Origin of the sequence: Spongiactinospora sp. 9N601 (genome assembly GCF_044326295.1) — a bacterium.
Classification (GTDB): Bacteria; Actinomycetota; Actinomycetes; order Streptosporangiales; family Streptosporangiaceae; genus Spongiactinospora; species Spongiactinospora gelatinilytica.
Genome location: NZ_JBIRBB010000019.1, coordinates 1 through 26,123 on the forward strand (window position 1 = coordinate 1; position 26,123 = coordinate 26,123).

A 26,123-nucleotide genomic window follows, 5' to 3' on the forward strand; every position below is an offset into this window, starting at 1 on the left:
CTGGCCATCGGCCTGGTCCGCCTGATCGGCTGGACCAACATCGCCGCCGCCACCGATCACTACCGCAGCCACCCAATGGACGGCCTACAGCTACTCGGTCTTACAACCTGAGAACGCTTCGGCCCTGGGGTCAGGGGGCCGGGTCCGCGCGTTCCATGATGTCCTGGACGACCGAGGTCTTGGCGTCGGCGTAGTGCTGGACGTGTCGCCAGGTACGCCGGGCCAGCTCGCGTTTGGCGTCCGCGTACGTGTTCCGGTCGGCCTCGTCGGCGCGCAACCGGTCACGAAACCTCAGCATCCGGTCGATCTCGCCGACCCCTTCGCTGAACACGTGCATGTTGATGTCGGTGTCCGGTCCCTTGAGGAGCCGGTGCTCCAGCCATTCGGCCTCGCGGATCCACAGCCGGTACCCGGCCGCCTCCAGAGGCGGGACATAGGCGGACTCGTCGGCGGAGTCCGGTACGACCAGCAGCATGTCGATGATGGGCTTGGCGCACAGGCCAGGCACCGAGGTGGACCCGACGTGCTCCACGCGCAGGGCGGTGCCGCCGAGCACCGAGCGGACCCGCTCGGCCTCCCTGGCGAACAACTCGGGCCAGCGCGGGTCGTACTCGGCGAGGTGGACGGGCGCGTTGTGCGGCCGCACCGGACCGAGCCGGTACTTCTGGACGTCCGCGTCGCTGGTGTACGCGGGCTCAGCGCCGCTCTGGGCCGATGTCATCGATGATCTCCTTTCCGCAGGCAAGCCTTGCAACATAACAAGGATCCGGGGCGACCCATAATCGCGACTCTCCGTCATAGCGTTGACGACGTCAGATGTCTTACCTATGGTCCGAACCGTGTGACCCACGACACACGCTGGAGGGGCGATGCGGAGGGTCGGACCTGCTCGGTGGGCGGCGCTGCTGGTGGCGCTCGCCGCGTCCCTGGCCGGCTGCGGCGGCGACGGTGGAGGCGGGCCGGGCGCGCTCCGCTTCTGGCACTTCTACGGCCCGCCGGACAGCGCCACCGGAGGCCCGCTGGTCAAGCTGATCGAGAAGTACGAGCGGGCCCACCCCGGCGTGACGGTCGAGGTCAGGCACATCCCGTTCGGGGAGTTCAACCGCACACTGCTTCAGGCGGCGGCCGGGCGCGAACTACCGGACGTCGCGCTGATCGGGGCCACCGCGACGCAGGCCATGGCCGAGGCAGGCGTCATCTCGGACCTCACCCCGCGGGTCGCCGCCTGGGGGAAGCAGGCCGGCTTCCTGCCGGCGAGCTGGAACACCACCCAGGTCGGCGGCAAGACGTACGGCCTGCCCCACGTCGCCGACAGCTACGCGATCTACTACAACACCGATATCTTCCGCCGGGCCCGGACCGAACCGCCCAAGACCTGGGCCGAGCTGGGCGAGACGGCCCGGAAACTGGCCCGCGACGGCCGGCAGGGCCTGGCCATCAGCGGGATCGAGGGCGAGGAGGGGGCCACCGCGCTCGTCATCCGGCTGCTCGTGGCGGGCGGCGATCCGGCGAAGGTGGACACCCCGCAGGGCCGGGCGGCCCTGAGCCACGTCAAGGCCATGGTGGACCGCGGGGCCGTCTCCAAAGGGATGCTCGGCTGGAACGAGGAGGACGTCAAGAACCAGTTCGCCAACGGCCGGGCGGCCATGATGATCAACTCGGCCACCTACGTGAGCACGCTCCGCACCGAGAACCCCGACCTGAAGTGGGACGTGGCGCTGCTGCCCGGCGACGCCCGGCGGACCACCTTCCTCGCCGCCGAGAACCTGACGATCACCTCCGGCAGCGCGCGCCCGGACGCCGCCTGGGACCTGCTGACCTGGATGCAGCGGCCCGACGTGCTCGCCGGGTACCTCCCCGCGCGCAACAAGCTGCCCGCCAGGACCGACGTCCCCGACGACGGCGACGAGATCCGCGCGGTGTTCCGCGAACAGCTCCGCTCGGCCTGGGCCCCGACCGGCGCGCTGGCCCGCAACTCGACCGAGGTGTTCACCCACATCCAGGGGGCGCTCCAGGCCGCGGTCAGCGGCTCGGTACCGGTGGAGCGGGCCCTCGCCGACGCCCAGCGGAAGATCGACGAGGCGCTGACCCGGTGAAGCCCTCCCGCGTCCGGGCAGGGCGGCAGCGCGTGCCGCCGGTGGCCTATGCGTTCGTGCTGCCCGCCGTGCTGTTCATGGTGGCGACGGTGCTCTACCCGCTGGCCTTCACCGTCGACCTGAGCTTCCGCGACGTCGGGCTCAGGGAGATCGTGGCCGGCGGCGGCGAGTTCGCCGGCCTGGCCAACTACCGGGCCGAGCTGGGCGGCGCCGAGTTCCGCTCCGCGCTGTGGACCTCCATGGTCTACACCGTGGTCAGCGTGGCGCTGTCGTTCGCCGCCGGGCTCGCCCTCGCGGTGTTCCTCAACCACAGGTTTCCCGGCCGCGGCCTGCTGCGCTCGGCGCTGCTGGTGGCCTGGGTGCTGCCCTCGGTCGTCAGCGCCAACATCTGGCGCTGGCTGCTGGACGGCACCTACGGCCTGCTCAACGCCGCGCTGCGGGGGCTCGGGCTGCTCGACGCCGACGTGTTCTGGCTGGTGCAGCCGGCCACCGCGCTGGCGTCGGTCATCGTGGCCACGGTGTGGTCCACCGCGCCGTTCGCGATGATCCTGCTGTTGGCCGGGCTGCAGAGCATCCCCGGCCCGGTGCACGAGGCGGCCACCATCGACGGGGCCGGGCCCTGGCAGCGGTTCTCGCGGATCACGCTGCCCCTGCTGCGCCCGGTCAGCGTGACGGTACTGCTGCTGCTCTTCGTCACCACCTTCAAGACCTTCGACACGATCTACCTGATGACCAGGGGCGGCCCCGGCGACGCCACCACGATCCTGCCCATCCACGCCTACCTGGAGGCGTTCTCGTTCTTCCGGTTCGGCACCGGGGCCGCGGCCACCACGATCATGCTGCTGATCCCGCTGGCGCTGAGCCTGTTCTACTTCCGCGCGCTGCGCAAGGAGGAGGTCGCGTGAAGGGGGCGCGGGCCTGGCTGAGCACGGTGCTGGGGGTCGTGGTGGCGGGGGCGTACCTCATCCCGGTCTACTGGATGGTGGTCACCTCACTGAAGGAGCCGGGCGACATCTTCGCCACGCCGCCCCGGTTGCTGCCCGCGCCCGCCACCCTGGGCGCGTACACCGGCAGCGTCCTGGGCAGCCCCGGGGTGCTGCGCGGGCTGGCCAACAGCACGATCATCGGCCTGGCCACCACGCTGGTGACGCTGGCCCTCGCGCTGCCCGCCGCCTACGGCCTGGCCCGCTTCCGCATCCGGTTCGCCAACGCCGTCCTGCTGCTCTTCCTGGTCGCGCAGATGATCCCGGCGATCAACGTGGCCCTGCCGATGTTCGTGATCTTCAGCCGCCTGGACATGGTCAACACCTATGCCGGGCTGGTGCTGGCCAACTGCTCGCTGGCGCTGCCGCTGGCGGTGACCGTGCTGCGTCCCTACTTCCTCACCGTGCCCGGGGAGGTGGTGGAGGCCGCGCGGGTGGACGGCTGCGGCCACTGGTCGGCGTTCTGGCGGGTCGCGCTGCCGGTGTCGGTGCCGGGGATGGTGACCGTGGCGGTGGTGAGCTTCCTGGGGGCCTGGGGGGAGTTCGTGTTCGCGCTGTCGCTGACCACGCGGGAGGAGATGCAGCCGGTCAGCGTGGTACTGGCCGGGCTCACCAACGCCTTCGGCACCCGCTGGAACGACGTGATGGCCGTCTCGGCGGTCGTCGCCCTGCCGATCTTCCTGGCGTTCCTCTTCCTGCAACGGTTCGTCGTGGGCGGGCTGACCGCCGGGGCGACCAAGGGCTGAGCCACTACGAGCGAAGGACACCCGATGCACCACCCATCCAGCGCCGGCCTGGAGATCTGGGCGGCCACGCCGACCCCGTTCGGGCCGGACGGGGAGCTGCGCCCCGACGTCGTCGCCGAGCAGGCCCGCCACCTGACCGCGGCCGGGGTGAGCGGCGCGTTCGTCGGCGGGACGACCGGGGAGTTCGCGGCGCTGTCCACCGGGGAGCGGCTGGAGCTGGTGGCGGCGTGGGCCGCGTACCGGCCGCCGGGGCTGCGGCTCTGCGTCCATGTGGGGCACACCGCGCTCGGCGAGGCCACCGCGCTGGCCCGGCAGGCGGCGGAGCAGGGCGCGGACATGATCGCGGCGGTGGCACCGTACTACGGCTCGCCGTCCGGCGCGGAGGCGGTGGTGGACCACCTGGCGCAGATCGCGGCGGCGGCGCCCGGCGTGCCGTTCTGCTACTACCACGCCCCGGAGATGAGCGGCCTGCGCGTGCCCGCGTCCGCCGTGGCCGCCGTCGCGGCCAAGCGCATTCCCGCGTTCGGCGCGGTCAAGTTCACCGATGGCGACCTGCTGGAGTTCGCCCGCACGCAGGAGGTCTCCCCGCATGTCCGGGTCTACTTCGGCAGGGACGAACTGCTGCCCGCCGCGCTCGGGATGGGCGGGCACGCGGTGATCGGCAGCCTCTACAACTTCCTGGCCCCCGCGGCTCGCGAGGTGTACGCGGCGGCGTCCTCCGGCCGCCTGGACGACGCGGTACGCCTGCACCGCCCGTTCCGCGAGGTCGCCGACGTCGCCGCCAGGCACGGCACGCTCCCGGTCGTCAAGGAACTGGCCGCCCTCCTCGGCGGCCCGGACACCGGCCGCTGCCGCTCCCCCTGGCACCGCCTCACCGGCCCGGCCCTGACCGACGTCCGCCGCCTGGCCGACCGCCTCGCCACGCCCGGCTGAACAGGCCGCCGGGCGCGTTGCCGGCGGGATTCGGGCGCATTTCGACTACGTCCGCGACCGCGTGTTCGGGGCGGCCGAAAATGCCGCCGGCCGATAGGTGCACCAGTAAACCGGTATTTACCGACACGCCGAAAATCAGGTAGGGCGAATTCGTGGATACCCGTGAAAGACCTACGGCACGGCTTCGTGGACTTTTTTCCACCGATACGATGTCATTTTCCTCGCTATCCCCCAAAACGCGAGGAGAGAGATGAGAATTCGGCAAAGAGCGGGCCTTTCCCCGGCGGCCCATGGCGATGCCGGCCGGGATGCGCGAGGAAAGGACCGCCTTCGCCCCCCGTCCGGGAAGGGGTCCAGGCGGCGGGCGGTCGCGGTGGCCGCCGCGCTCCCCCTGGCGTTCGTGACGACCGTGGCCACCGTCGTACCGGCCGCCGAGGCCGCGCCCGCGCGGGTCCGCATCACCCGTTTCCTGGGCGAGCAGACGCTCCCCCACAAGCTGGAGTTCCAGAACACGACGGTCGGCGGCTTCTCCGGACTGGACCGCGACCCGCGCACCGGCACCTGGTACTTCCTGTCCGACGACCGCTGGCGCTACCAGCCGCCGCGCTTCTACACCGGGACCCTGGACATCGACAGGAAGACCGGGAAGTTCAGCGGGGTCAAGCTGACCGGCGTCGCCTCGCTGCGGCGGCCGGACGGCTCCGGCTACCCCGAGTACGGCAAGGCCGGTTCCCCCGACCCCGAAGCGATCCGCTTCGACCGGTTCAGCGGGCGGCTGCTGTGGAGCAGTGAGGGCGACCGCCCCGGCGGGACCACCACCGTGCCCGTCTCCCCGCTCAAGGTGCACTGGATGAACAAGAAGGGCACCGAGACCGGCGAGCTGCGGGTGCCCGGCAACCTGACCATGACCGACACCGACACCGGCCCCCGCCGCAACTCCGGCTTCGAGGGGCTCACCTTCACCCCGCACGGCATCGCCGCGATGGTCGAAGGACCGCTCCACCAGGACGGCGAGCCGGTGACCGCCGAACACGGCGCCCCGGCCCGGATCACCCTCTGGAGCCGCGGCGGCACGCCCAGGGGCCAGTACGTCTACCCGCTCGACCCGCTGCCCGCCGCCCCCGAGCCGCCCGACGGCCAGTCCGACGCCGGGGTGTCGGAGATCCTCGCCATCGACGACCACCGCTACCTGGCGCTCGAACGCTCCTGGCGAGAGGGCGCGGGCTACGCGGTGAAGCTGTACGAGATCGACCTGCGGCGCGCGACGAACGTGCTGCGCCGCGACTCGCTGGCCACCGGCCCGGCGTACCGGCCGGTGACCAAGAAGCTGGTGCTGGACCTCACGTCGTTCCGCAAGCCGGTCCAGAACCTCGAAGCCCTGGCCTTCGGCCCCCGCCTGGCCAATGGCCAGTGCACGGTGGTGATCGGCTCCGACGACAACTTCTCGCAGGAGGAGACCACGCAGTTCCTGGCCTTCGCCGCCAAGGGCTGCTGACCTGCCCGCGAGCTACGCCGAAGCGGCGGCGGTGCGCAACGCGCGGTAGAGCAGCCGCGGGTCGCCCAGCCGGTGGCGCAGCAGCTTTTCCAGGCCGCCGATCGGCGTGAGGTTCTGGGGGGCCCGCGGATCTTTGTAATCGACCCCGGCGAGCTGCGGCAGGGCCAGCGTGATCGAGTCGGCCAGCTCGATCACCTCGTCCGGCCGCAGGTCGGCGCCGGCCTCGCAGCGGGCGACCCCGGCCCACGGGGTCGCCGATCCGGACGGCAGCCGGACATACCAGGCGTGCCGCCGCCAGCTCGTGCCCATCAGGAAGATCGGGGTGCGCTGCCCGGGCGCGAGCGCCGACACCACCGCCGCCTGCGGCGGTGGCAGGTAGGCGGTGTGGTGGGTCTTGATGTAGCCGACCGTGCGCGGCAGGTGGGTGCGGCCACGCAACGGGCCGTCCACCAGCAGCAGCTCGTCCGCCCCCTCCTGCCGCCGGTGGCGTACGGCCAGCTCGACCTCCAGTTGGGTGACCTGCCGCTGCAACGCCAGCGACAGCTCGTCCATGCTGGCGTCGGCGGCGGGCAGCGCCTGGTAGACGGCGGCCGGTGTCTTCACGTCGGATGCGTACGGCGCGGCGCTGAACACCGACCGGCACACGTCGATCGCGGCCAGCGAGGCGCCCTCCGGGCCGCACCTGACGATCCCCGCCGCGTAGGAGGCGGCGATGCCGGGCGTCGGTGTCGCCCCCTGCGGGTCGTGCATCCACACCCGGGCGTCGATCCGGCGCACGCCGTCGGCGACCAGTAGTACGCCGGGCGGGGTGGCGCCGGGGGCGGGGCCGACCGGCCGCCAGCCGGCCGCCGCCAGCTCCACGTCGAGGTCGAGTTCGGCGCTGGTGGAGCCCAGCTCGGCCAGGGCCTCCTTGGTGAGCGCCGCGGCGTAACCCGGGTCCCACGGATCGACGCTGAACCGCGAATCCCGCATCGTCGTCGTCACGACATCACCCTCCGCAGGTGCGAGCCCTGGCCGTCGCGGTTGACCTCGAAGCGCACCGGCACCCGGTCGGCCAGCGCGGGCACGTGAGTGACCACGCCGACCATCCGGTCGTTGCCGGCGGCCAGGCGTTCCAGCGTGGCGGCCACCGTGTCGAGGGTGGCCGGGTCGAGCGTGCCGAAGCCCTCGTCCAGGAAGATCGAGTCCAGGCTTCTGGCCGCGGTCGCGGCGAGCCCGGCGACCTGGCTGGACAGCGCGAGGGCCAGGGCCAGCGCCGCCTGGAAGGTCTCCCCGCCCGACAGCGTGCGGGCGCTGCGCCGCAGCCCGGCCTCGGCGTGGTCGATGACCTCGATCTCGCCGCGCTCGCCGAGCACCAGCTCGTACTGGCCGCCGGACAGGTCGCTCAGCGTCACCGACGCCTCGGCCACCAGCAGCGCCAGGGCCTCCGCGCACAGCCACCGCTCGAAGGCGTTGGCCCGCAGCAGCAGGGTCAGCTCGTGCGCCACCTGCTCCTCGCGCTCCTTGGCCGCGGCCTGCTCGGCCAGCTCCTTGGCCTGGACGCGGTTCTCCCTGACCCGGGCGAGCCGGTGTTCGGCGTGGACGACCGACCCGGCCAGCGTCTCGTGGATGGCCTCCGGCGTGGCACCGGCCGCCACCTGCACCTCGTGCCCGGCCAGCCGGGCCACCAGGGCCGACCGCTCCTGGTCGCGGGCCCGCTCGACGGCCGCCAGCTCGGCCTCCACGCCGCCCAGCGCCTTGCGCTCGGCGGTGACGGCCTCCTCCCGCCAGGACAGCAGTGAGGTCCAGGCCGCGTGCAGGTCGGCGCGGTCGATCGGCGGGGCGCCCAGCGCGACCACCCGGTCGCGGGCGGCGTCCACCTCGCGCCAGGACCGCTCGGACTTCTCCCGCAGCTCCGCGGCCCGGCGTTCGGCGCGGGCCAGCTCGCCCCTGGCCGCCCGGGTGGCCCGCCGGGCCCGGGCCAGGCGTTCTTCGGCGGCCTCGATCGCGGTCAGCTCCGCGGCCACCCGCGCCCGGTCGGCGGCGGCGGCCCGGGCGGCCAGCACCGCGAGCTGGCCTTCCAGCTCGTCGGCCTTCTGCTTGGCCCTGGCGGCCTCGACCTCGGCCCGGCGGCGGTCGGCGCGGGCGCGTTCGAGGTCGGCTCCGCGGGCGCGGACCGTACGCTCGGCCGCGCCGAGATCGGCGGGCGCGGGGTGGTGCGGCAGCTCGGTGATGGCCCGCAGGCAGGTCGGGCAGGGCTCGCCGACGGCCAGGCGGCGGGCCAGGTCGGCGGCGGCGTGGGCGTCGCGCAGCCGCTCGCGGTCGCGCTCGGCCTCGGCGAGCGCCGCGCCGGCCCGTTGTTCGGCCTCGGCCGGCTTGGCCGCCCCGGTGGCGGCGGACGCGGCGGCGGCCTTGGCCGAACCGAGCGCGCGGGCCACCCGCTCCTGATCGTCCACGGCGGTGAGCAGGGCGGTCAGCGCGGCCTTGTCGCCGAGCGCGGCGCGTTCGTCGTCGGCCCGCTGCTCGGCCTCGGCCAGCTTGGCGACCTCGGCGGACATCCGGGCCAGCGCCTCGGCGGCCTGCCGTACGGAGTCGGCGAGCGTGGGGACGTCGGGCGGCATGGCCAGGGCGGTCAGGGCGGTGAGGCGCTGGCGCGCCGCCGTACGCTCCTGGCGCAGCGCCGCCGCCGCGTCGTCGCGTTCGCGCAGCGCCCGCAGGTCGCTCCTGGCCCGCTCGGCGAGGCCGCGCAGCGACTCAAGGCGGGCCGCGGCGGCCTGCTCGGCCGCCTCGTCGGCGTCGGCCAGCCGGGCCAGCCGGCCCCGAGCGAAGGCCGCGGCCTGCTTGGCGGCGTCCTCCTCGCGTACGGCGCGCTGCCTGATCCGCTCATAGACGTCGGCGTCGAGCAACTGGACCAGAAGGTCCTGACGTTCGCGCGGCTGGGCGTGCAGGAACTCGGCGAACCTGCCCTGCGGCAGCACCACGCACTGGGTGAAGAACCGGTATTCCAGGCCGGTGACCCGCTGGACCTCGGCGGTGACCGCGTCGCCCTCGGCGATCGGCCGCAGCACCGCGCCCATCAGGTCGTCCAGCCCTGCCGTGGCGGGCACCGACGGGTCCAGCTCGTCGAGCCTGGCCTCCTTGGTGTGCACCCGCCCCTTGGCGTCGCGTTGCAGGGCGCGGACCACCCCGTGCCGGTGGCCGGCGCTCTCGAACACCAGGGCCACCTTGCCGGAGGCGGCGGACGGCGCGAGCGCGTGCGCGATCACGTTCTCCCTGCCCCAGCGGGGGACCGTGCCGTACAGGGCGAAGCAGATCGCGTCGATGACCGTGCTCTTGCCGGCCCCGGTCGGGCCGACCAGGGCGAAGTAGTCGACGTCGGTGAAGTCGATGGTGACCGGCCGGCGGAAGCTGCCGAAGTCGGCGAGGTGCAGGTACAGCGGGCGCATCAGGTGGTCACCTCGTCATAGAGCCGGTCGAACAGCGCGGCGACGTTGTCGTCGTGCCGTCCGGCGGCGGTCAGGTAGTCGCGGAACAGCTCCCTCGGGCTGCGCCCGGCCGCTGCCGGACCGGCCTGGCGCACCGGGTTGACAGGGCGGAACCGCTCGTCGAGCACCACTTCGATGGCTCCGGGCAGGATCTCCCTGACGGTGTCGGCGAGCCCGGGGCGGGGTTTCTCCTCCACGATCACGCGCAGCCAGGTCTCGGTGTCCACGAGGTCGGCGGCCACGGCCGAAAGGCGTTCGAGCGTGCCGCGTACGGTGGCCAGCGCGCGGGGCGCGTCGAAGGCGACCTCGCGCACCACGGCGGGACGGCCGGGCTCGACGGTGATCAGCAGCGCGCCGGGCGCGTTGGCCTCCTCGCCGAAGTCGACCGCCAGCGGCGAGCCGGAGTACCAGATCGGGCAGGGGCCGGGGATCTGCTGGCGGCGGTGCAGGTGGCCGAGCGCGGCGTACTGGGTGGTGGACGGGAACGCGGCGGCCTCGAAGTAGTAGGAGAAGATCGACTGAGCCTCCCGCTCGCCGCCGCCGAACTTCCCGCCGGGCAGCGTGCCGTGCGTGGTGACCAGGTTGACGGTGTCGGCGGCGAAGCCGGCGGTGAGCGCGCCGATCAGCTCGCCGATCCGGCCCGCGTAGTCGCGGTTGTGGTCGGCGGCGGTGCCGGCCAGCACCTCGGCCGCGCGGATGACGTACCGGTGCGACAGGAACGGGAGCACGGCCAGCCGGACCGGCTCGCCCGAGCGGGCGGTGAAGGACAGCGTGCCGCCCGCCTCCGGGCGGCGAAAGCCGCCCACCACGTGGATGCCGAGCTTGCCGAGCACCGGCCGGTAGACCTCCAGGAGCTGCGGGTTGTCGTGGTTGCCCGCCAGCACCACGACGTCGCGCCCGCCCTCGCGCAGCGCCATCAGCGCGGGCAGCACCAGGCCCTGCGCCTCGGGGGTGGGCGCGGAGGTGTCGAACAGGTCGCCCGCCACGACCACCGCGTCCACGTCTTCGCGTCTGGCCAGCGTGACCAGCTCGCGGAGCACCGCGCGGTGCTCGTCCAGCCGGGAACGTCCCTTCAGGACCTTGCCGACATGCCAGTCGGCCGTGTGCAAGATCTTCATGTGTTCCTCAGAACGGAGGGATGTCGTCTTCCGGTGCGGTCCCGGGCAGCCCGGCGAACGGGTCGGCCGGTCTCGCCGCCGTCGTCACGGGCAGCGGCGCCGCCTCGGCGGGGCGGGTCGCCCAGGCCGGGAACGGGAAGTTCACCGTGAGCGGCACCGGGATCTCCGGCTGGGCGACGAACATGGTGCCCGGCTTGGCGATGGTCGCGCGCTCCCGGGCGGCCGTGGGCAGCCAGCCGTACTCCGAACGGGCGGCCTCGGCCGCGTCGAGCCGCCCGGCGACCCTGACCGCGCAGTTGGCCACGATCCGGCGTTCGACCTCCGAGGCGGTCTGCTGGGCCCCGATCAGGATCACCCCGAGGGAGCGCCCGCGCTCGGCGACGTCCAGCAGGATCTCCTTGATCGGCGAGTCGCCTTCGCGGGGGGCGTACTTGTTCAGTTCGTCGAGCACCACGAACAGCAGCGGGCGGGCCGAGCCGGTGCTCTCCTTGCGGGCGAACTCGCCGCGCAGCACCACGCCGACCACGAACCGCTGCGCCCGCTCGGGCAGGTTGTGCAGGTCGACGATGGTGACCTGGGCGTCAGAGGTGCGGATCGAATGCGCCGCCGCGGCCGGCAGGTCGCCGCGGACGATCGGCGAAAGCGGCCTGATCGCGCTGCGCAGCCGCCGCAGGAACGCGTTGACCGTGCCCAGCGGCACCTGCGCGCCCGCCCACACCGCGCGGGTGCCCTCGTCGGCGAGCCGCTGGTCGATGACCTCGACCAGGTCGGGGAAGGTGCGGATGGCGGGGGTGGCCTCGCCGTCCGGTGTGCGGATCAGCACCGCCCCGCCGTCGCCCACCGGCTCGGCCCACGCCCGCAGCCTGGCCGCGACCTGGCCGACCAGCATGGAATATTGGGCGCGCTCGTCATCGGCGTCGGCGAACACGAAGCGCAGCAGTTCCTCGCGGCAGAACTCGTGCAGGGTCCAGTAATAGGAGCCGACCCCGTGGGTGCGCGAGGAGACGTGCGGCACGCCGTTGGGGTCGCCGGGCCTGGGCGGGGCGAAGACGTGCACGCTCTGGAACGGCTTGGCGGGCAGCCCGAGCCGGCCGTAGGCGCGGATCGCCTCCGAATCCAGCCGGGTGTTGGCGTGGTCGAGGAACAGCAGGTCCTCGCCCTTGACCGAGAAGATCAGCGCCTTGGTGTTGGCGGCCTCCGCGCCCAGGGCCGGGGAGTTGAAGATCGAGTAGACCAGGAAGGTCGCGAAGGAGGTCTTGGTGGCCACGCCGGAGACCCCGGAGATCGACACGTGCGCGCCGCGCGTGCCGTCCAGGAAGTCGAAGTTGACGTACATCGGGTGCCCGTCGCGGCCGAGCCCGATCGGGACCCTGCGCTCCATGACGTCGAAGTAGAGCGCCTGTTCGCGGTCGGCCGACCCCGCCTTGTAGACCAGCGCGCCGGGCAGCGGCGGCACGAACACCTCGGGCTCCACCCGGGTGACGCGGACCTCGGCGACCTCCACGACGGCGGCGGGCAGCGCGCCCTCGGCGATCAGGAAGACGTCGGAGTCGTAGGTCGCGCCCTCGTGCCGCGCCTCGACCGCCGTGACCACCCCGGCCACCAGGACCGGGCCGTATCCCGGCACGTCTCGCCTGGTCACCACGACGTCGTCGAGCTGGGCGATCCTGCCGGGTTCGAACCCGACCCAGAACGACAGCGGCGAGGCCGCCTGGGTGCCGAGCACCCGCCCGACGGCCTCCCCCGGCTCGGCGTCACCGCCGGCGAGGACCGGGGCGTCGTCGATCACCAAACCATCCCCCAACCAATGAAATTGCGCTTATGCGATGAAATAGTCGAATTTACTGGCGTCGCCGAGCGTTCTCTCCAGCGTTCTGATCACCTTACGGGCATCGTCGTCGGGACCTGGCATGTAAAACGGCTTCCCGTCCCGCCCGAAAGTGATCGCCGAAGGCCCTTCCCACGGCCCGAGGTGATCGGCGCAGCGCGCGTAGTCCTGGTGCGGCTCGAAGCCGAGCCCGCGGGCGTACTCGACCCCGCCGAGCACCAGGTCGGCGGCCAGCTCGATCGGCACCTCGGTCCACCCCGAGGAGTAGTCGCTGAAGAAGAACTCCCGCCAGCGCCGCAGCTCCAGCTCGCTCATCACCTGCGGCCCGAACGCGTTCTTCGCACCCAGGCAGTAGGTGTCCACCAGGTAGCCGCAGACCAGCGTGTTGTCATAGCCGTGCCTGCGGGCCACCAGCACGCTGACCATGCCCGCCGCGCGGTCGTCCTCCGGGGCGGGGTCGGGCCACTGTCGCGAGGCGTCGATCGTGAGCCCCACGCTCCACCCGGCGCTCACCCAGCACCCCACCAGCTCGGCCCGGCCCGGCCCGGCGTCGCCGGCCGCCTTCTCCGCCGCCACGGCCCGGACCAGCGGGGTGATCACCGCCGGGGGGACGCCGAGCGCCCGCGCGATCTCCTTGGGCGATCTGCCCTGTCCGCGCAGCTCGCGGACCTCGCTCAACAGCTTTGCCGTGTCCATAGATGCGTCCATAGGAGCGCGAGCCTATCGAGGGCCACCGACAGCGGACCACCGACACCGCGGGTTTGTCGGTGCCGCCCTGCATCATGTGGGCCCATGGGACTCGCCATCGTCGTCGGCATCCTCGGCGCCGCCGACGGCCCGGACACCCGGGCCGAAATCACCGCCGAATTATCCGCCCTGCGGCGCCTGCTCACGCTGGCCGGGCTGCCCGCCTGGCACGAGCCACCGGAGCCCGGGGAGCGGCCGGCCGAATACGAGATGTACGGCTACCGCGGGCTGCACCACCTGCGCCGGCTCGCCGTCCACGTGGCGCACGCCGGGATGCTGCCCCCGCCGCTGGCCGCGGGCGGCGATCCCGCTGCCGACCCGCTGCTGCGCGCCGCCTACGACGGCGACCCCGACGGCGGCGGGTTCGACCACCTGGTCCACCACAGCGACGCCGAGGGCTACTACCTCCCCGTCGATTTCGCCGACGTCCTCTACGACGACTCGATCACCGGCGCGTACGTCGGCTCCTCCCAGCGGCTGCTGGCCGAATGCGAGCGCCTGGCCGCCATGCTGGGCCTGCCCGCCGGCCTCGATCCGTGGTCGGAGGAGGTCGAGGAGGCCATCGAGGGCGTGGGCCCGGCCGCCGCCGGGTGGCGGCGCTACGGGGTCGAGTCGTTCACCTGCCTGCAGCTCATCAGTGCCGCCCGCCGTTCCGTGACCACCGGCGCGGCCCTGGTCTTCTGCTGATCCCGCGCCCTTCACCCCGGGAAGCGGACGAACTCCGGCGGGACGTGCCCGACCAGCCAGACCCCGTTGTCGCTGACCTGGAACTCATGGCCTGCCCTGTGCATCGCCGCCGCGTCCACCACCAGCACCGCCGCCCGGCCGCGCCGCGCGCCCACCCGGGTCGCGGTCTCCCGGTCGGGCGACAGGTGGACGTGGTGGCGGTTCATCGGGCGCAGCCCTTCGGCGCGGATCGCGGCCAGGTTGCGGCCCACGGTGCCGTGGTACAGGACGGCGGGCGGCGGCACGACCGGCAGCCCCAGGTCGACCCGCACCGAATGCCCCTGACTGGCCCTGATCCGGCCGCCCTCGATGACGTATCGCCGCTTGTCGTTGTCGGCGACGACGCGTTCCAGTTCCTCCCGCGAGATCGGGAACCCGTGCGCGGCGGCGGCGCTCAGCAGCGTCTCGACGCCGACCCAGCCGTTCGGGTCGAGTTCGATGCCGATCCGGCCGGGCTCGTGCCGCAGGTGTTCGGCGAGATATTTCGAGATCCGAACCGATCGGCGGTCATCCATCATGCCGCCATTTTGTCGGACCACGTTGCTTTCATTGGCCGTGTCCATCGACATCGGTGAAGGCGGGGCCGGGCAATGACATCTGTGACGTTCCGTGACGAGACCGCGGCCGGAAGGCCGCTGGAGGAGTTCACGCTGCCCGGCCTGCCCGATCGGATATCCGCGCGGGCGCTCGTCCGGCTGCGGGTGCGCGAGGAGGTCGCCCGGCACAACGCGGGTCCCAGGCGGCGCCGCCGCGGCCTGGTCGCGCCGCTCGACGCGGAGGCCGAGCCGAACGGCTACGAGGCGGGCGGGCCGCGCCCGGTCGACTGGGAGCGCCAGGCCGACGCGGCGGAGGCGGCCTTCGCCCGCAACGGGTTCATCCTGCTGGCCGGTGAGCGTCAGATCGAAGACCTCGACGAGGAGATCGATCTGGCCGCCGATCCGGTGATCTCCTTCGTCAGGCTGCTGCCGCTGGTCGGCGGGTGATCACCGGCTGACCGGGGGCGATAGGTTGGCGGGGTGCTGAATGCGGCGTTCGTGCTGGACCCTGCGGTGTTCGACGACGTGTACGGGCCGTCGCTGGCCCGGCTGCGGCGGGTCGCCCGGGTGATCCACGGCCCGGCCGCGGAGCCGGGGCCCATGGCCGAGGTCGATGTGCTCTGCACGAGCTGGGGAGCGCCACGGCTGGACGCGGCGTTGCTGGCGGCGGCCCCGCGGTTGTCCCTGGTGCTGCACGCGGCGGGGTCGGTGCGGGCGTTCGTCACGCCGGAGTTCTGGGCGCGGGGCGTTCCACTGGTGTCGGCCTACCGGGCCAACGCCGTGCCGGTGGCCGACTTCACCGCCGCGCAGATCGTGTACGCGCTCAAACAGGGGTGGCGGCACGTCCTCGCGGCCAGGGAGCGGCGGGCCCCGGTCGCGCCGATGCCCGCGCCCGGCACGTACGGCGCGCGCGTCGGCCTGTTGTCGCTCGGCGCGGTCGGCCGGCTGGTGGCCGGACGGCTCGCCGCGCTGGACGTGGAGGTGATCGCGCACGACCCCTACGCCGGCCCCGCGACGGCGGGCGTCCCGCTGACCGGGCTCGACGAGCTGTTTTCGACCTGCGACGTCGTCAGCGTGCACACCCCGCTGCTGCCGGAGACCGCCGGGCTGGTCGGCGCGGACCTACTGCGTTCGATGCGCCCGGGGGCCACGCTGATCAACACGGCCCGCGGGCGGATCATCGACGAGCCCGCCCTGGTCGAGGTCCTGACCGAGCGGCCCGACCTGTTCGCGGTCCTCGACGTGACCGACCCCGAACCACCCGTGCCCGGCTCGCCGCTGTTCACCCTGCCCAACGTCGTCGTCACCCCGCACCTCGCGGGCAGCCTGGGCGCCGAACGCGCCCGCCTCGGCGCCCTGGTCACCGATGAGCTGGAACGCTTCGCCGCCGGCCTGCCACTGGAACACGCCCTCACCCGCGAAAGCGCGGAAAGGCTCGCCTGACCCACCGGCGGCTCACCCGCCGGGCCACGGCCACCGCGTCGCTCGCCGCCCCGCCGGCACGGCGGTGACCGTCGCACGTCAGAACCGGCGGCGGCCAGGGGCCGGGCCGCCGGTGATCAGTCGGCGCGCGGTGTCCCAGAGCCGGGCCAGCGCGTCGGTGATCTGCGGTGACTCGGCGGCGAGCAGCCGTGCCCAGGCCCCGGTATCGCCCGGCAGCACGCTCGCGCCCGCCGTCAGGCCGCCGCCCGGCTCGCGCAGCGCCTCGTGCAGCGCCCCGGCCAGCGCCGGGGCGGGCACGGCGGAGGTCACCGCGTAGAACGACGCCATCACCCCGTGATCGCCGAACACGGCGGGCCCGGTGACGGGCGAGCGGGCGGGCTCCAGCCGGATCGGGTCGGCGAACAGCAGCCGTCCGGCCTGGTCACGCGCCACAAGGTCGCCGCAGTAGGCGGTGTAGGCGTGCCGTTCGCCGTGGGCCAGCCGGCCGGCGAGCACGGTCTCGGCCACCAGCACGCTCGCCGAGCGGTCCACGTCGAGCTCGACCCGCTGGTAGAACCGCGACCCGGCGTACGGGATCACCGGATCGGGCAGATACTCCAGGTAGGCCCCCGGACCGGCGCTGATCGTGACGAGCTGGGTGGCGTAGTCCTGCTCCATCCGGTAGACCTTCGTGGCCGCCTGGGTGGTCACGTGCAGCGAGGCCCCCGCGCCGCACGACAGGTCCATCCGGTACCGGTCGCCCTGGAGCACCCCGCCGCCGGAGGACATGACGATCACGTACGGCAGGTCCGGGCGGTCCTGGTCGTAGTAGAGCGGGCGCATGATCTGGAGCGGCGTCTTCTGGTAGTGCCGGACCAGCTCGGTCCGCCCGCCGCGCCGGGCGAAGGCCAGGTCGAGCAGGCCGACCTTGCCCGGGCTGCCCACCGGCAGCGTGTCGAGCGCGGCGCCGTGCCCGGCCACCGCCTCGGGGACGCCGTCGATGGTGTACCGCGAGGTCACGGTGAGCACGCGACCGACCTGTGGCCGTTGACGAACGCGGCGACCTCCGGCACCCCCGCGCCGGTCAGGCAGTCGGTGAGGATGACCGGACGGCCCGAGCGGACCCGCAGGGCGTCGCGTTCCATCACCGCGAGGTCGGTGCGGACGTAGCGCGCGATGTCGGTCTTGTTGATGACCAGCAGGTCGGAGTCGGTGATGCCGGGCCCGCGCTTGCGCGGCATCTTCTCCCCCTCGGCGGTGTCCAGCACGAACACGAACACGTCGGCGAGTGCCGGGCTGAAGGTGAGCGTGAGGTTGTCGCCGCCGCTCTCGTACAGCAGCGTGTCCAGGCCGGGGAACCGGTCCACCAGCTCGGCCCCGGCGGCCAGGTTCATCGTCGGGTCGTCGCGGACGGCGGTGTGCGGGCAGGAGCCGGTCTCCACGCCCACCACCCGGGCGGGCGCGAGGATCCCGGCCAGGGTGCGCCGGACGTGCTCGGCGTCCTCCTGGGTGTAGATGTCGTTGGTGACGACGCCGACGCTGTGCCCCTGTTCGATCAGGATCGGGGTCAGCGCCTCGATGAGCGCGGTCTTGCCGGAGCCGACCGGACCGCCGATCCCGACCTTGAGTACGTTCTCGCTGGGCTCCATGGGCCGCCTTTCAGGTGGTGAACAGCCGGGCCGGAGCCCGTTCGTGCCGGGCCGAGACGGTGTCGGCGAGGGGCGTCGCGGCGTGCAGGTCGGCGGGGCCGCGGGCGGCGAGCGCGAGATCGGCGGCGCGCCGGATCGCGGGGGCGGCCCCGGCGAGGACGGCCTGCGCCCGGCGGAAGTCCAGCGCGCCCAGCCGTACGGCCGCGCCCGCCCACCCCGCCGCGTACCCGAACAGCTCGCAGGTGACCGCGTCCGCCACCGGCACGCCCAGCCCGGCGTGCGCGACCCCGGCGACCACGGCCTGGTTGCCCGGCGCGGCCCCGGACTCGACCAGCGCGGCCAGCCGGGCGAGCGACGGCGTGCCGAACACCAGCACCGCCGTCCGCAGCACCTGGCGGCCGGTGCGGACGGCGGCGGCGCGCACCTCGCGGTTGAGCTTGATCGCGTGCAGCCCGGCGTCGGCCTCGGCGACCGCGTCCCAGTCGCCCGCCACGGCGGCCCGGTGCGCGAGCGCCAGCGCCGCCGCGTCCCCAGGACCCGCCGCGTTCACCAGCATGTCGGCGAGCAGGCCCGGCACGTCCGTACCGCCCTCCTGGAGGTACCCCTCAAGCCCGTGCGACAACGTGTACCGGCCGCTCGGGAAGGCGGAGTCGGTGAGCTGGAGCGCGGCGAGCAGGGCGGGCCTCACGGTGGTCTCGCCTCGCTGTCAGACGAGGTAGAAGAGATGGTTCAGCGGCAGTTCGGCGGCGGGCTCGATGGTGGCGTGCTCGCCGTCCACGGTGACCTTGTACGTCTCCGGGTCCACCGTGATCTTCGGTAGCGCCGAGTTGCGGAGCATGTGCCGCTTGTCCACCGACCGGGTGTGGCGCACCCGGCGGATCAGCCGCCGCAGTCCCAGCTTCTCCGGCACGCCCTCGGCGATGGCCGCGTCGGACATGAAGGTCACGCTGGTCTTGCACAGGGCCAGGCCCATCGCGGCGAACATCGGGCGGTAGTAGACCGGCTGCGGCGTCGGCAGCGACGCGTTCGGGTCGCCCATCTGGGCCCAGCTCACCAGACCGCCCTTGATCACCAGCGCCGGCTTGGCGGCGAACGACGTGAACGGCCACAACACGATGTCGGCCAGCTTGCCGTCCTCCAGCGAACCCACCGTCTCGGCGATGCCCACCGTGCGGGCCGGGTTGATGGTCAGCTTGGCCAGGTACCGCAGCACCCGCGCGTTGTCGTTGCCCGGCGCGTCCTCCGGCAGTTCGCCGCGCTTGTCCTTGCAGTGGTGCGCGGTCTGAAAGGCCCGGGTGAACGTCTCCCCGATCCGGCCCATCGCCTGGGAGTCGGAGGAGAACATGCTGATCACGCCCATGTCCTGGAGCACCGTCTCGGCGGCGATGGTCTCGGCGCGCACCCGGCTGTCGGCGAAGGAGACGTCCTCGGGGATGTCGTGGCTCAGGTGGTGGCAGACCATCACCATGTCGAGCAGTTCGTCCACGGAGTTGACCGTGTACGGCAGCGTCGGGTTCGTGGACGACGGCAGCGCGTTCGGCTCCCCGGCGATGCGGATCAGGTCGGGCGCGTGCCCGCCGCCCGCGCCCTCGGTGTGGAAGGTGTGGATCGCGCGGCCGTTGATCGCGCTGATCGTGTCCTCCAGGAAGCCGGACTCGTTGAGGCTGTCGGAGTGCAGCGACACCTGGACGTCGAACTCGTCGGCCACCCGCAGCGCGCAGTCGATGACCGCGGGCGTGGCGCCGAAGTCCTCGTGCACCTTCAGCGCGCAGGCCCCGGCCCTGATCTGCTCGGCCAGCGCACCCGGCACGCTGCTGTTGCCCTTGCCCATGAGCCCGATGTTGATCGGCAGGCCCTCCACCGCCTGGAGCATCCTGGCGATGTTCCACGGGCCGGGGGTGCAGGTGCAGCCCCGGGTGCCGTCGGTGGGGCCGGTGCCGCCGGCGATCAGCGTGGTGATGCCGTTGCTGAGCGCCTGCCTGGCCTGCTGCGGGGAGATCAGGTGTACGTGCGGGTCGATCGCGCCCGGCGTGGCGATCATGTTCTCGCCGGACAGCATCTCGGTGCCCGCGCCGATGATCAGGCGGCGGTCCACGCCGTTCTGGGTGTGCGGGTTGCCCGCCTTGCCAATGCCGGCGATCTTGCCGTCCTTGATCCCGATGTCGCCCTTGACGACGCCGAGGACCGGGTCCAGCACCAGCGCGTTGGTGATCACCAGGTCGAGCGCGATGGTGGCGTTCAGCGCACTGGGGTCGGCGGCCATGCCGTCGCGGCCGGTCTTGCCGCCGCCGTACACCGCCTCGTCGCCGTAGTGGCCTGCGGTGTGGTCCTTTTCGACCTCGACCATGAGGTCGGTGTCGGCCAGCCGCACCCGGTCGCCCACCGTGGGGCCGAACATGTCCACATACTGTTTGCGGGTCATCGTGGCCATTCGGTGTCAGCCCTTCTTCCCCTTGCCGCCCTTGGCGGCGGCCTTGGCGCCGGTCGTCTGCCTGGCGGTCCTGGCGGCGGCGGTCTTCCTGGCGGCGGGCCTGCGCGCCGGGGCCGGGCGGCCGGCGGCCCGTTTGGCGCGGGCCGGGGCGTGCGTGGTCACCGTCGCGGCCGGTTCCGGCTGGTCGGCGAAGCCGAGTTCGCGCATGCGGCGCAGCGCGCGGGCACGCGCGTCCCTGGCCCTGATGCCGCCGTCGAGCAGGTTGTTGAACCCGACGACGCGCATGCCGCCGCCGTACTCGACCAGCGTGACCTTGTGCGTGTCACCGGGCTCGATCCGCACGGCGGTGCCGGCCGGGATGTCCAGGTGCATGCCGAACGCCTTCTCGCGGTCGAAGCGCAGTGCCCGGTTCGCCTCGAAGAAGTGGAAGTGAGAACCGACCTGGACCGCCCGGTCCCCCGTGTTGCGCACGGTCAGCGTGACCGTGGCCCGGCCGGCGTTGATCTCGATGGGATCGTCGGCGTACTCGATTCTGCTACGCGCCATGGTGGTCCGCTCCCTCGTGGTGATGGTGGTCGCGGGCCGCGAGCACGGCGGTGATGCCGTCCTCGTCGTAGCGCGAGAAGCGCTCCTCCGCGGTGGTGACCCGCTCGCGGACGAGCCGGACCATGGCGGCCGGGCCGAGCAGCGGCCCTCCGTCCACGATCCTCGGATCGGCGGGGAGCGGCGGGCGTACGAAGGCGGCGGGCAGCACGGCGACGGACTCCGCGCCGAGCCGCAGGCACCGCTCCACCCCCTCGGCCAGGTCGGGATCGCCGCCGAGCAGGGCGACCTCGACCAGGTCGGCCCCGTCGCGGACCAGCCGCGCCACCCGGAACAGCTCGGCGTCGGCCTCCGGCGATGCCGCCGGGGCGACCAGCAGCGCGGCCCGCCCCTTGGCGGCGTTCCCGCGGGCGGCGGCGAGCAGCAGGCTCACCAGGTGGTTCACCTCGCTGAGCGGCTCGGTGAGCAGCAGTTCGCCGCCGCGCCGCCCGCGCCTGGCCCAGGCGAGCGTCTGCGCGGCGTCCCTCAGCAGGTCCGGGTCCCGGCCCAGGGTCATCGGGACGACGGCCACCGGCGCGGGCGCGGCGAGCACCGCCGACAGCTCGCGCCCGGGGGCGACGGCCTCCGGCTCCAGCCCGCCGAGGGCCTGGCCGTACCCGCTCTCGTGCCCGCCCACCAGGACGACGCGGCGCGTCACCGGATCGGCGTGGTACGGCGCGCGCACCTCATCCACCGATCGGATCATGGACGGAGACGAGTTTCGAGCCGTCCTTGAACGACGCCTCGATCTGCATGAGCTTGAGCATCTCCCGCACGCCGTCCATGACGTCCGCGGGTTTCACGACCCGCTTGCCCAGCCGCATGCACTCGGACACCGTCTTGCCGTCCCTGGCGGCCTCCAGGATCGCGACGCTGATCAGGGCCACGGCCTCGCTGTAGTTCAGCTTGACCCCCCGGTCTCGGCGCCTGGCCGCCAGGTCGCCGACCACATAGATCATCAACTTGTCGATCTCGCGCGGTGCGAGGTTCATGGGAAGCTCCTTGTCAGGACGCTCGATGGATCTTGGAAAACATCGGGACGGCCGCCAGGAAGGTCCACGTGACCAGGACGAACGGCCAGGTCAGCGCTGGTCCGCCGACCGGCTTGAACAGGGCGCTGACCGCCGCGCCGACGACCACCGCGGCCACGGCCCCGAGCGCCGCGTACAGCGCGCCCATCGACGTGAGCGCCACGAACACCCCGCACAGGGCGATGGCGGTCAGCACCGCGTTGTAGCCGTAGAGGCCCGCGCCGATGTCGGCTGCGGTCGCCCCGAGGAGCGCGCCGACGACGATCCCGATCGCGCTTCCGGCGACCGCGGCGAGCGCCGCGACCCGGCTGGCGACCAGGAGGCCGACCAGGAAGACCAGCCCCACGTACCACTTGTCCTGGAAGAACACCTGGCCGATGCCGTTGAGCAGCCCCTGCCAGATGTCCGTGAAGGTCAGCGAGGCATCCCTGGCCACGGGGGGCCTGACGGGAAACCTCGCCTCCCACACCCGCCCGAACGCCGGGCCGCCGATCATCACGAGCGAGGTGACCACGCAGAAGGGCGCGGTGAGGGCCGGCACGTCATACGGCGCGAGCAGCGTGGTGAGCGCCGCGGTCACCACGGCGCCCAGTACCGAGGCGGCGATCACCACCAGCACGGTGACCCAGGTGAGGTCGAAGAACAGCACGAGGGCGACGCCGATCAGCGTCCCGTTGAACCCTTCGAGGCCGATCGCGATCCGGTCCCGGCCGACGCCGAGGACCCACGCGGTGACCGTCGAGACGAGCGCGCCCAGCAGGCCGAACACGGCGAACCGCCATCCGCCCAGGAACAGCGCGAGCAGGAACAACAGCGCGGTCCAGACATTGTTCTGAAACTCGACCTGGCAGACGCCGCGCAGGGTGGCGAGCGGCAGTTCGCGCGGCCGCACGCCGTCCTGGTGATCTGTGGAATTGGCGGACACGTTGGCGGACTCCGATCTGAACCGCTCGGACACCCTCGGGCGCCGCGGGAGACCACGGCGGCGGCCACCTCAGGGCGGCACCGGGCCGAGGCCCGAGAAGAAAGTGGGTTTCTGGACCAACTGTCGGAATCCTCCCCTTCCGTCCGCAGCGCAGTCCGGCGGCAGCCGATTCCGCGCGAATGATTTACCGAAAGCCGCGAAGTTCATCCACTCCCCCCTATTGAGAAAAAGGCGGATTGGAGGTGGTTTTGCGGCGTCCTGCCACGCGTACCTCTTCATGGAGCCCCCCGCCGAACGCGGGGCGAGGGTGGGCGATGCCGGCCGGACTGAACACCGGTGACTCCGCGTGGGTGCTGGTGAGCACCGCGATGGTGGTCCTGATGACCCCTGGCCTCGCCTTCTTCTACGGCGGGATGTGCTGAGCATGCTCTTCATGGCCTTCGTGTCGATCAGCCTGGTGACGGTCCTGTGGTTCGCGTTCGGGTACGGCATCGTCTTCGGCCCGGATGCCGGCGGCCTCGGGCTGATCGGCTTCGGCGATCCGCGCTTCGCCGGCATCACCCCGAGCGAGCTGCACGGCTCGGTGCCCACCCACGCGTTCGCGCTCTTCCAGCTCACCTTCGCGATCATCACGGTGGCGCTGATCAGCGGGTCCGTGGCCGGCCGGGTACGGCTCGGGCCGTGGATCCTCTTCTCGATCCTCTGGGTGCTCCTCGTGTACTTCCCGGTCGCGCACTGGGTGTTCGCCCCCTCCGGGTGGCTCAGCAGGTGGGGGGTGCTGGACTTCGCGGGCGGCCTGGTGGTCGAGCTGAACTCCGGCATGTCCGGCCTCGCCCTCGCCATCGCGCTCGGCTATCGCCGGGGCAGACCGCCGGTCAGGATGCGGGAGACCGAGGCCGAGCAGATCGCCGGCTCCGACGTGCAGTTCGGGCAGGAGGCGGGAACGGCGGGGCCGCTCACCGGCGTTGCTGGAGGTAGTAGAGCCAGACCAGCGACGGGACCAGCAGCACGGCCCCGGCCGCCACGCTGACCAGGGTGGCGGTGAGCACGGCCGGGGTCGCCGCGGCCTCCCGGTAGCCGAGGGACGGCGGCAGCATCAGCGGGTACTGGGCGACCGCCCACCCCCACAGCACGGCGGTCACCGCGAGCGCGGAGGCGGCGCGGGCCGATGCGAAGCGCCGCAGCCAGAGCAGGGCCAGCGCCGCCGTACCCGCCAGCGCGGAGACGACCACCAGCGGCAGCGCGCGGCCGGTGAGCCCGGCGAAGAGCGCGGGCGCGTCCGCGCGCAGCACGCCGATGCCGCCGAGCGCCACGATGCCCATCGCCACCCCGGTGACCAGGGCCCGGGTGCGGAACTCCGCGGCCAGGCCCGCCTCGCCCGCCCGCCGGGCGTCGTCGCACAGGTAGGCGGCGGCGAGGTACGCGCAGACGCCCACCGCGAGCACCCCGCCCAGCAGCCCCGTGGGGTTCAGCCAGCTTCCCACCAGGTCGCCCGCGGCCAGCCCGGGCGGCACCCGCCCGGAGGCGATCGCCCCCGCGACCGTGCCGAGGAAGAAGGGGGTGAAGACCGAGGAGAGCGCGAAGATCGCGCCGAACAGCCGCCGCTCCCACAGCCGCTCGCCGACCTTGCGGAAGGCGAAGGCCGCGCCGCGCGCGATGACGCCGAGCGCCACCAGGGTCAGCGGTATGTAGAGCGTGGACATCACCGCGGCGAACACCCCGGGAAAACCGGTCCACAACACCACGATCACGAAGATCAGCCAGACGTGGTTCGCCTCCCACACCGCGCCGATCGCGTGCTCGATCAGCCGCCGCCTGGGCAGGCCCGCCGTACTCCCGCCGGACACCAGGTCCCACAGCCCGGCGCCGAAGTCCGCCCCGCCGAACAGCGCGTACAGCGTGAGACCGGCCCACAGCACCCCCAGGGTGAGCTGGGCGGGCTCGGTCACGAGGGCACCTGTCCCGGCTCGGGCTCCGGTTCCTGCGGGGCGAGCGGCCGTTCGCCGCCGGCCAGCCGGCGTAGTACGTACACCGTGACGACGGTCAGTACCACGTACACGGCGGACACGATCAGGAACCCCGCCCAAAGCCCGGGCGCGGGGTTGACGGCGTCGGCCGTGCGCATCCTGCCGTACACGATCCACGGCTGCCTGCCGACCTCGGTCACCACCCAGCCGGCCTCCACCGCGACCGCCGCGGCGAGCCCCGACAGCGCGGCCAGGCGCGGGAACCAGCGGGAGCGCGGCAGGTCGCGCCGCCGCCACCAGGCCAGCGCGAACCACGCGGACAGCGCCAGCAGGAAGAACCCGATCCCGACCATGAGGTCGAAGGCCAGGTGCACCACGGTCACCGGCGGGCGGTCGGCGGGCGGCACCTCGGAAAGCCCGCGTACCACGGTGTCCGTGCTCTCGCCGACCAGTATCGAAAGGGCCCCGGGGATCTCCAGCCCGTACCGCAGCCCCTCGCCGGTCGCGAACCCGCCGATCGTCAGCGGCGCGTCGGGGCCAGTGCGGTACAGCCCTTCCATGGCGGCCAGCTTGACCGGCTGGTAGTGCGCGAGGAAGCGGGCGGCGAGGTCGCCCACCAGGATCTGGAACGGCGTGACGATCGCGGCCACGGTGAACGGGATGGCGAACCCCAGCCGGTGGTAGCGGTCCCGCCGGCCGCGCAGCATCGCCACCGCGTACACGCTCGCCGTGGCGAACCCGGCCACCATGAACGCGGCGAGGATCATGTGAACGGTCTGCGGCGGCGTCGCCGGGTTGAACATCGCCGCCCACGGATCGACCTGGGTGATCCTGCCGCCGTCCAGGGTGAAGCCGCGCGGCTGGTTCATCCAGGCGTTCGCGGTGACCACGAAGAACGCCGAGGCCACCCCGGCGACCGCCACGGGCACGAGCGTCCAGGCGCGCAGCGCCGGGGACAGCAGGCCGCCCGTGTAGAGGTAGATCCCGATGAAGATCGCCTCAATGAAGAAGGCGAACCCCTCCAGGGCGAAGGGCAGGCCGATGACCTCGCCGTACAGCCCCATCATGCCGGGCCACAGCAGGCCCAGCTCGAAGCTCAGGATGGTGCCGGAGACCGCGCCGACCGCGAAGAGCACGCCGGTGGTGCGGGCCCAGCGTTCGATGAGCCGGCGGCAGTCGGGGTCGCCCCGCCGTACCGCCCGCCACTCGGCGATCAGCAGCAGCGCCGGCATCCCGACACCCATGCAGGCCAGCACGATGTGCCAGCCGAGCGACAGGGCCATTTGAAGGCGGGCCGCGACGAGGTCGGCGCCGGCGGCCGGCCCGAGCGCGTCGATCGCCGACCGCACGATGCAGTGGGGCACCACCGGCGGATTCCCTCCGGCCGGTCGCGGCACTCCCCCGGGCGGCGGATGAAACGGTAAAACCCGGCGCGGCGACGCGC

General features: G+C 72.9%; 25 protein-coding genes and 1 pseudogene. 9 read left to right on the forward strand and 17 right to left on the reverse strand.

The features are described 5' to 3' along the window. Positions 1–130: 130 nt before the first annotated feature. Positions 131–721, reverse strand: coding sequence for a GrpB family protein (locus ACH34R_RS35230; RefSeq protein ID WP_397565898.1), 591 nt, complete (start codon positions 719–721; stop codon positions 131–133). Between the two features lie 148 nt (positions 722–869). On the opposite strand from ACH34R_RS35230, the gene ACH34R_RS35235 reads away from it, so the two are divergent. The 5 genes from ACH34R_RS35235 to ACH34R_RS35255 all read left to right on the forward strand — a co-directional run bounded on the left by ACH34R_RS35235 (position 870) and on the right by ACH34R_RS35255 (position 6,253). After that, the gene (locus tag ACH34R_RS35235; RefSeq protein ID WP_397565900.1) at positions 870–2,096 is read left to right on the forward strand and encodes an ABC transporter substrate-binding protein; all 1,227 of its coding nucleotides are present in this window, start codon (positions 870–872) and stop codon (positions 2,094–2,096) included. After that, positions 2,093–3,001 (forward strand): carbohydrate ABC transporter permease, encoded by a 909-nt coding sequence (locus ACH34R_RS35240; RefSeq protein ID WP_397565901.1) that lies wholly within the window; start codon positions 2,093–2,095, stop codon positions 2,999–3,001. Before ACH34R_RS35235 ends, ACH34R_RS35240 begins: the two co-directional genes overlap by 4 nt. Then, positions 2,998–3,825 carry a carbohydrate ABC transporter permease gene (locus ACH34R_RS35245; RefSeq protein WP_397565902.1) on the forward strand — a complete coding sequence of 276 codons (828 nt, stop codon included), beginning with the start codon at positions 2,998–3,000 and terminating at the stop codon, positions 3,823–3,825. The genes ACH34R_RS35240 and ACH34R_RS35245 overlap by 4 nt, the downstream gene beginning before the upstream one ends. Positions 3,826–3,849: 24 nt before the next feature. Beyond that, positions 3,850–4,758 carry a dihydrodipicolinate synthase family protein gene (locus ACH34R_RS35250; protein WP_397565903.1) on the forward strand — a complete coding sequence of 303 codons (909 nt, stop codon included), beginning with the start codon at positions 3,850–3,852 and terminating at the stop codon, positions 4,756–4,758. Between the two features lie 373 nt (positions 4,759–5,131). Next, entirely contained in the window at positions 5,132–6,253 is a 1,122-nt protein-coding gene (locus tag ACH34R_RS35255) for an esterase-like activity of phytase family protein (RefSeq protein ID WP_397565904.1), read from the forward strand. A gap of 12 nt (positions 6,254–6,265) precedes the next feature. On the opposite strand, the gene ACH34R_RS35260 is transcribed toward ACH34R_RS35255, so the two are convergent. From ACH34R_RS35260 to ACH34R_RS35280, 5 genes are read right to left on the reverse strand one after another with little or no spacing between them, the layout of a single operon-like run. After that, positions 6,266–7,237, reverse strand: a complete 972-nt coding sequence (locus ACH34R_RS35260) for a hypothetical protein (RefSeq protein WP_397565905.1) — start codon at positions 7,235–7,237, stop codon at positions 6,266–6,268. Next, positions 7,234–9,678, reverse strand: a complete 2,445-nt coding sequence (locus ACH34R_RS35265; protein ID WP_397565906.1) for an AAA family ATPase — start codon at positions 9,676–9,678, stop codon at positions 7,234–7,236. Before ACH34R_RS35265 ends, ACH34R_RS35260 begins: the two co-directional genes overlap by 4 nt. Next, positions 9,678–10,835 (reverse strand): exonuclease SbcCD subunit D, encoded by a 1,158-nt coding sequence (locus ACH34R_RS35270; protein WP_397565907.1) that lies wholly within the window; start codon positions 10,833–10,835, stop codon positions 9,678–9,680. Before ACH34R_RS35270 ends, ACH34R_RS35265 begins: the two co-directional genes overlap by 1 nt. 7 nt (positions 10,836–10,842) lie before the next feature. Continuing rightward, positions 10,843–12,624, reverse strand: coding sequence for an ATP-binding protein (locus ACH34R_RS35275; protein WP_397565908.1), 1,782 nt, complete (start codon positions 12,622–12,624; stop codon positions 10,843–10,845). Between the two features lie 30 nt (positions 12,625–12,654). Then, positions 12,655–13,359, reverse strand: a complete 705-nt coding sequence (locus tag ACH34R_RS35280; protein ID WP_397565909.1) for a helix-turn-helix domain-containing protein — start codon at positions 13,357–13,359, stop codon at positions 12,655–12,657. Between the two features lie 96 nt (positions 13,360–13,455). On the opposite strand from ACH34R_RS35280, the gene ACH34R_RS35285 reads away from it, so the two are divergent. Continuing rightward, positions 13,456–14,097 carry a hypothetical protein gene (locus tag ACH34R_RS35285; RefSeq protein WP_397565911.1) on the forward strand — a complete coding sequence of 214 codons (642 nt, stop codon included), beginning with the start codon at positions 13,456–13,458 and terminating at the stop codon, positions 14,095–14,097. An 11-nt stretch (positions 14,098–14,108) separates the two neighbouring features. Here the strand turns inward: ACH34R_RS35285 and ACH34R_RS35290 are convergent, their stop codons facing one another. Continuing rightward, positions 14,109–14,654, reverse strand: coding sequence for an RNA 2'-phosphotransferase (locus tag ACH34R_RS35290; RefSeq protein WP_397565913.1), 546 nt, complete (start codon positions 14,652–14,654; stop codon positions 14,109–14,111). 72 nt (positions 14,655–14,726) lie between these two features. On the opposite strand from ACH34R_RS35290, the gene ACH34R_RS35295 reads away from it, so the two are divergent. Continuing rightward, positions 14,727–15,119 carry a hypothetical protein gene (locus tag ACH34R_RS35295; protein WP_397565915.1) on the forward strand — a complete coding sequence of 131 codons (393 nt, stop codon included), beginning with the start codon at positions 14,727–14,729 and terminating at the stop codon, positions 15,117–15,119. 33 nt (positions 15,120–15,152) lie between these two features. Then, positions 15,153–16,115, forward strand: a complete 963-nt coding sequence (locus ACH34R_RS35300; protein WP_397565916.1) for a hydroxyacid dehydrogenase — start codon at positions 15,153–15,155, stop codon at positions 16,113–16,115. Positions 16,116–16,193: 78 nt separating this feature from the next. Here the strand turns inward: ACH34R_RS35300 and ACH34R_RS35305 are convergent, their stop codons facing one another. The 8 genes and pseudogenes from ACH34R_RS35305 to ACH34R_RS35340 form a co-directional block, all read right to left on the reverse strand. Beyond that, positions 16,194–17,123, reverse strand: a complete 930-nt coding sequence (locus tag ACH34R_RS35305) for an urease accessory protein UreD (protein ID WP_397565917.1) — start codon at positions 17,121–17,123, stop codon at positions 16,194–16,196. Next, complete coding sequence (gene ureG / locus ACH34R_RS35310; RefSeq protein ID WP_397565918.1) at positions 17,111–17,743, reverse strand: urease accessory protein UreG; 633 nt, start codon at positions 17,741–17,743, stop codon at positions 17,111–17,113. The genes ACH34R_RS35305 and ureG overlap by 13 nt, the downstream gene beginning before the upstream one ends. 10 nt (positions 17,744–17,753) lie before the next feature. Then, positions 17,754–18,431, reverse strand: a complete 678-nt coding sequence (locus ACH34R_RS35315) for an urease accessory protein UreF (protein ID WP_397565919.1) — start codon at positions 18,429–18,431, stop codon at positions 17,754–17,756. 18 nt (positions 18,432–18,449) lie between these two features. After that, positions 18,450–20,174 (reverse strand): urease subunit alpha, encoded by a 1,725-nt coding sequence (ureC, locus tag ACH34R_RS35320; RefSeq protein ID WP_397565920.1) that lies wholly within the window; start codon positions 20,172–20,174, stop codon positions 18,450–18,452. A gap of 243 nt (positions 20,175–20,417) precedes the next feature. Beyond that, positions 20,418–20,720, reverse strand: a pseudogene (locus ACH34R_RS35325) (urease subunit beta); the annotation flags it as partial. Then, positions 20,710–21,450: a sirohydrochlorin chelatase gene (locus tag ACH34R_RS35330; RefSeq protein WP_397565921.1), complete on the reverse strand. Its 741-nt coding sequence runs from the start codon at positions 21,448–21,450 to the stop codon at positions 20,710–20,712. The pseudogene ACH34R_RS35325 and the gene ACH34R_RS35330, both read right to left, overlap by 11 nt. Continuing rightward, the gene (gene ureA / locus ACH34R_RS35335; protein WP_397565923.1) at positions 21,443–21,748 is read right to left on the reverse strand and encodes an urease subunit gamma; all 306 of its coding nucleotides are present in this window, start codon (positions 21,746–21,748) and stop codon (positions 21,443–21,445) included. Before ureA ends, ACH34R_RS35330 begins: the two co-directional genes overlap by 8 nt. A 13-nt stretch (positions 21,749–21,761) precedes the next feature. Beyond that, positions 21,762–22,712, reverse strand: a complete 951-nt coding sequence (locus ACH34R_RS35340; RefSeq protein WP_397565924.1) for an urea transporter — start codon at positions 22,710–22,712, stop codon at positions 21,762–21,764. A 424-nt stretch (positions 22,713–23,136) separates the two neighbouring features. Between ACH34R_RS35340 and ACH34R_RS35345 the strand changes: the two genes are divergently transcribed. Beyond that, positions 23,137–23,742, forward strand: a complete 606-nt coding sequence (locus tag ACH34R_RS35345) for an ammonium transporter (RefSeq protein ID WP_397565926.1) — start codon at positions 23,137–23,139, stop codon at positions 23,740–23,742. Here the strand turns inward: ACH34R_RS35345 and ACH34R_RS35350 are convergent. Next, entirely contained in the window at positions 23,669–24,661 is a 993-nt protein-coding gene (locus tag ACH34R_RS35350; RefSeq protein WP_397565927.1) for a cytochrome d ubiquinol oxidase subunit II, read from the reverse strand. The two genes, ACH34R_RS35345 and ACH34R_RS35350, sit on opposite strands and share 74 nt — an antisense overlap. Next, the gene (locus ACH34R_RS35355; RefSeq protein ID WP_397565928.1) at positions 24,658–26,043 is read right to left on the reverse strand and encodes a cytochrome ubiquinol oxidase subunit I; all 1,386 of its coding nucleotides are present in this window, start codon (positions 26,041–26,043) and stop codon (positions 24,658–24,660) included. Before ACH34R_RS35355 ends, ACH34R_RS35350 begins: the two co-directional genes overlap by 4 nt. Positions 26,044–26,123 lie beyond the last annotated feature (80 nt).

Bases quoted from the DNA above. Each gene is read 5' to 3' on its own strand.
- ACH34R_RS35230 (WP_397565898.1), bottom strand. From the start codon at position 721: ATGACATCGGCCCAGAGCGGCGCTGAGCCCGCGTACACCAGCGACGCG.
- ACH34R_RS35235 (WP_397565900.1), top strand. From the start codon at position 870: ATGCGGAGGGTCGGACCTGCTCGGTGGGCGGCGCTGCTGGTGGCGCTC.
- ACH34R_RS35250 (WP_397565903.1), top strand. From the start codon at position 3,850: ATGCACCACCCATCCAGCGCCGGCCTGGAGATCTGGGCGGCCACGCCG.
- ACH34R_RS35265 (WP_397565906.1), bottom strand. From the start codon at position 9,678: ATGCGCCCGCTGTACCTGCACCTCGCCGACTTCGGCAGCTTCCGCCGG.
- ACH34R_RS35270 (WP_397565907.1), bottom strand. From the start codon at position 10,835: ATGAAGATCTTGCACACGGCCGACTGGCATGTCGGCAAGGTCCTGAAG.
- ACH34R_RS35280 (WP_397565909.1), bottom strand. From the start codon at position 13,359: ATGGACACGGCAAAGCTGTTGAGCGAGGTCCGCGAGCTGCGCGGACAG.
- ACH34R_RS35285 (WP_397565911.1), top strand. From the start codon at position 13,456: ATGGGACTCGCCATCGTCGTCGGCATCCTCGGCGCCGCCGACGGCCCG.
- ACH34R_RS35290 (WP_397565913.1), bottom strand. From the start codon at position 14,654: ATGATGGATGACCGCCGATCGGTTCGGATCTCGAAATATCTCGCCGAA.
- ACH34R_RS35295 (WP_397565915.1), top strand. From the start codon at position 14,727: ATGACATCTGTGACGTTCCGTGACGAGACCGCGGCCGGAAGGCCGCTG.
- ureG (WP_397565918.1), bottom strand. From the start codon at position 17,743: ATGGAGCCCAGCGAGAACGTACTCAAGGTCGGGATCGGCGGTCCGGTC.
- ureC (WP_397565920.1), bottom strand. From the start codon at position 20,174: ATGGCCACGATGACCCGCAAACAGTATGTGGACATGTTCGGCCCCACG.
- ureA (WP_397565923.1), bottom strand. From the start codon at position 21,748: ATGAACCTCGCACCGCGCGAGATCGACAAGTTGATGATCTATGTGGTC.
- ACH34R_RS35345 (WP_397565926.1), top strand. From the start codon at position 23,137: ATGCTCTTCATGGCCTTCGTGTCGATCAGCCTGGTGACGGTCCTGTGG.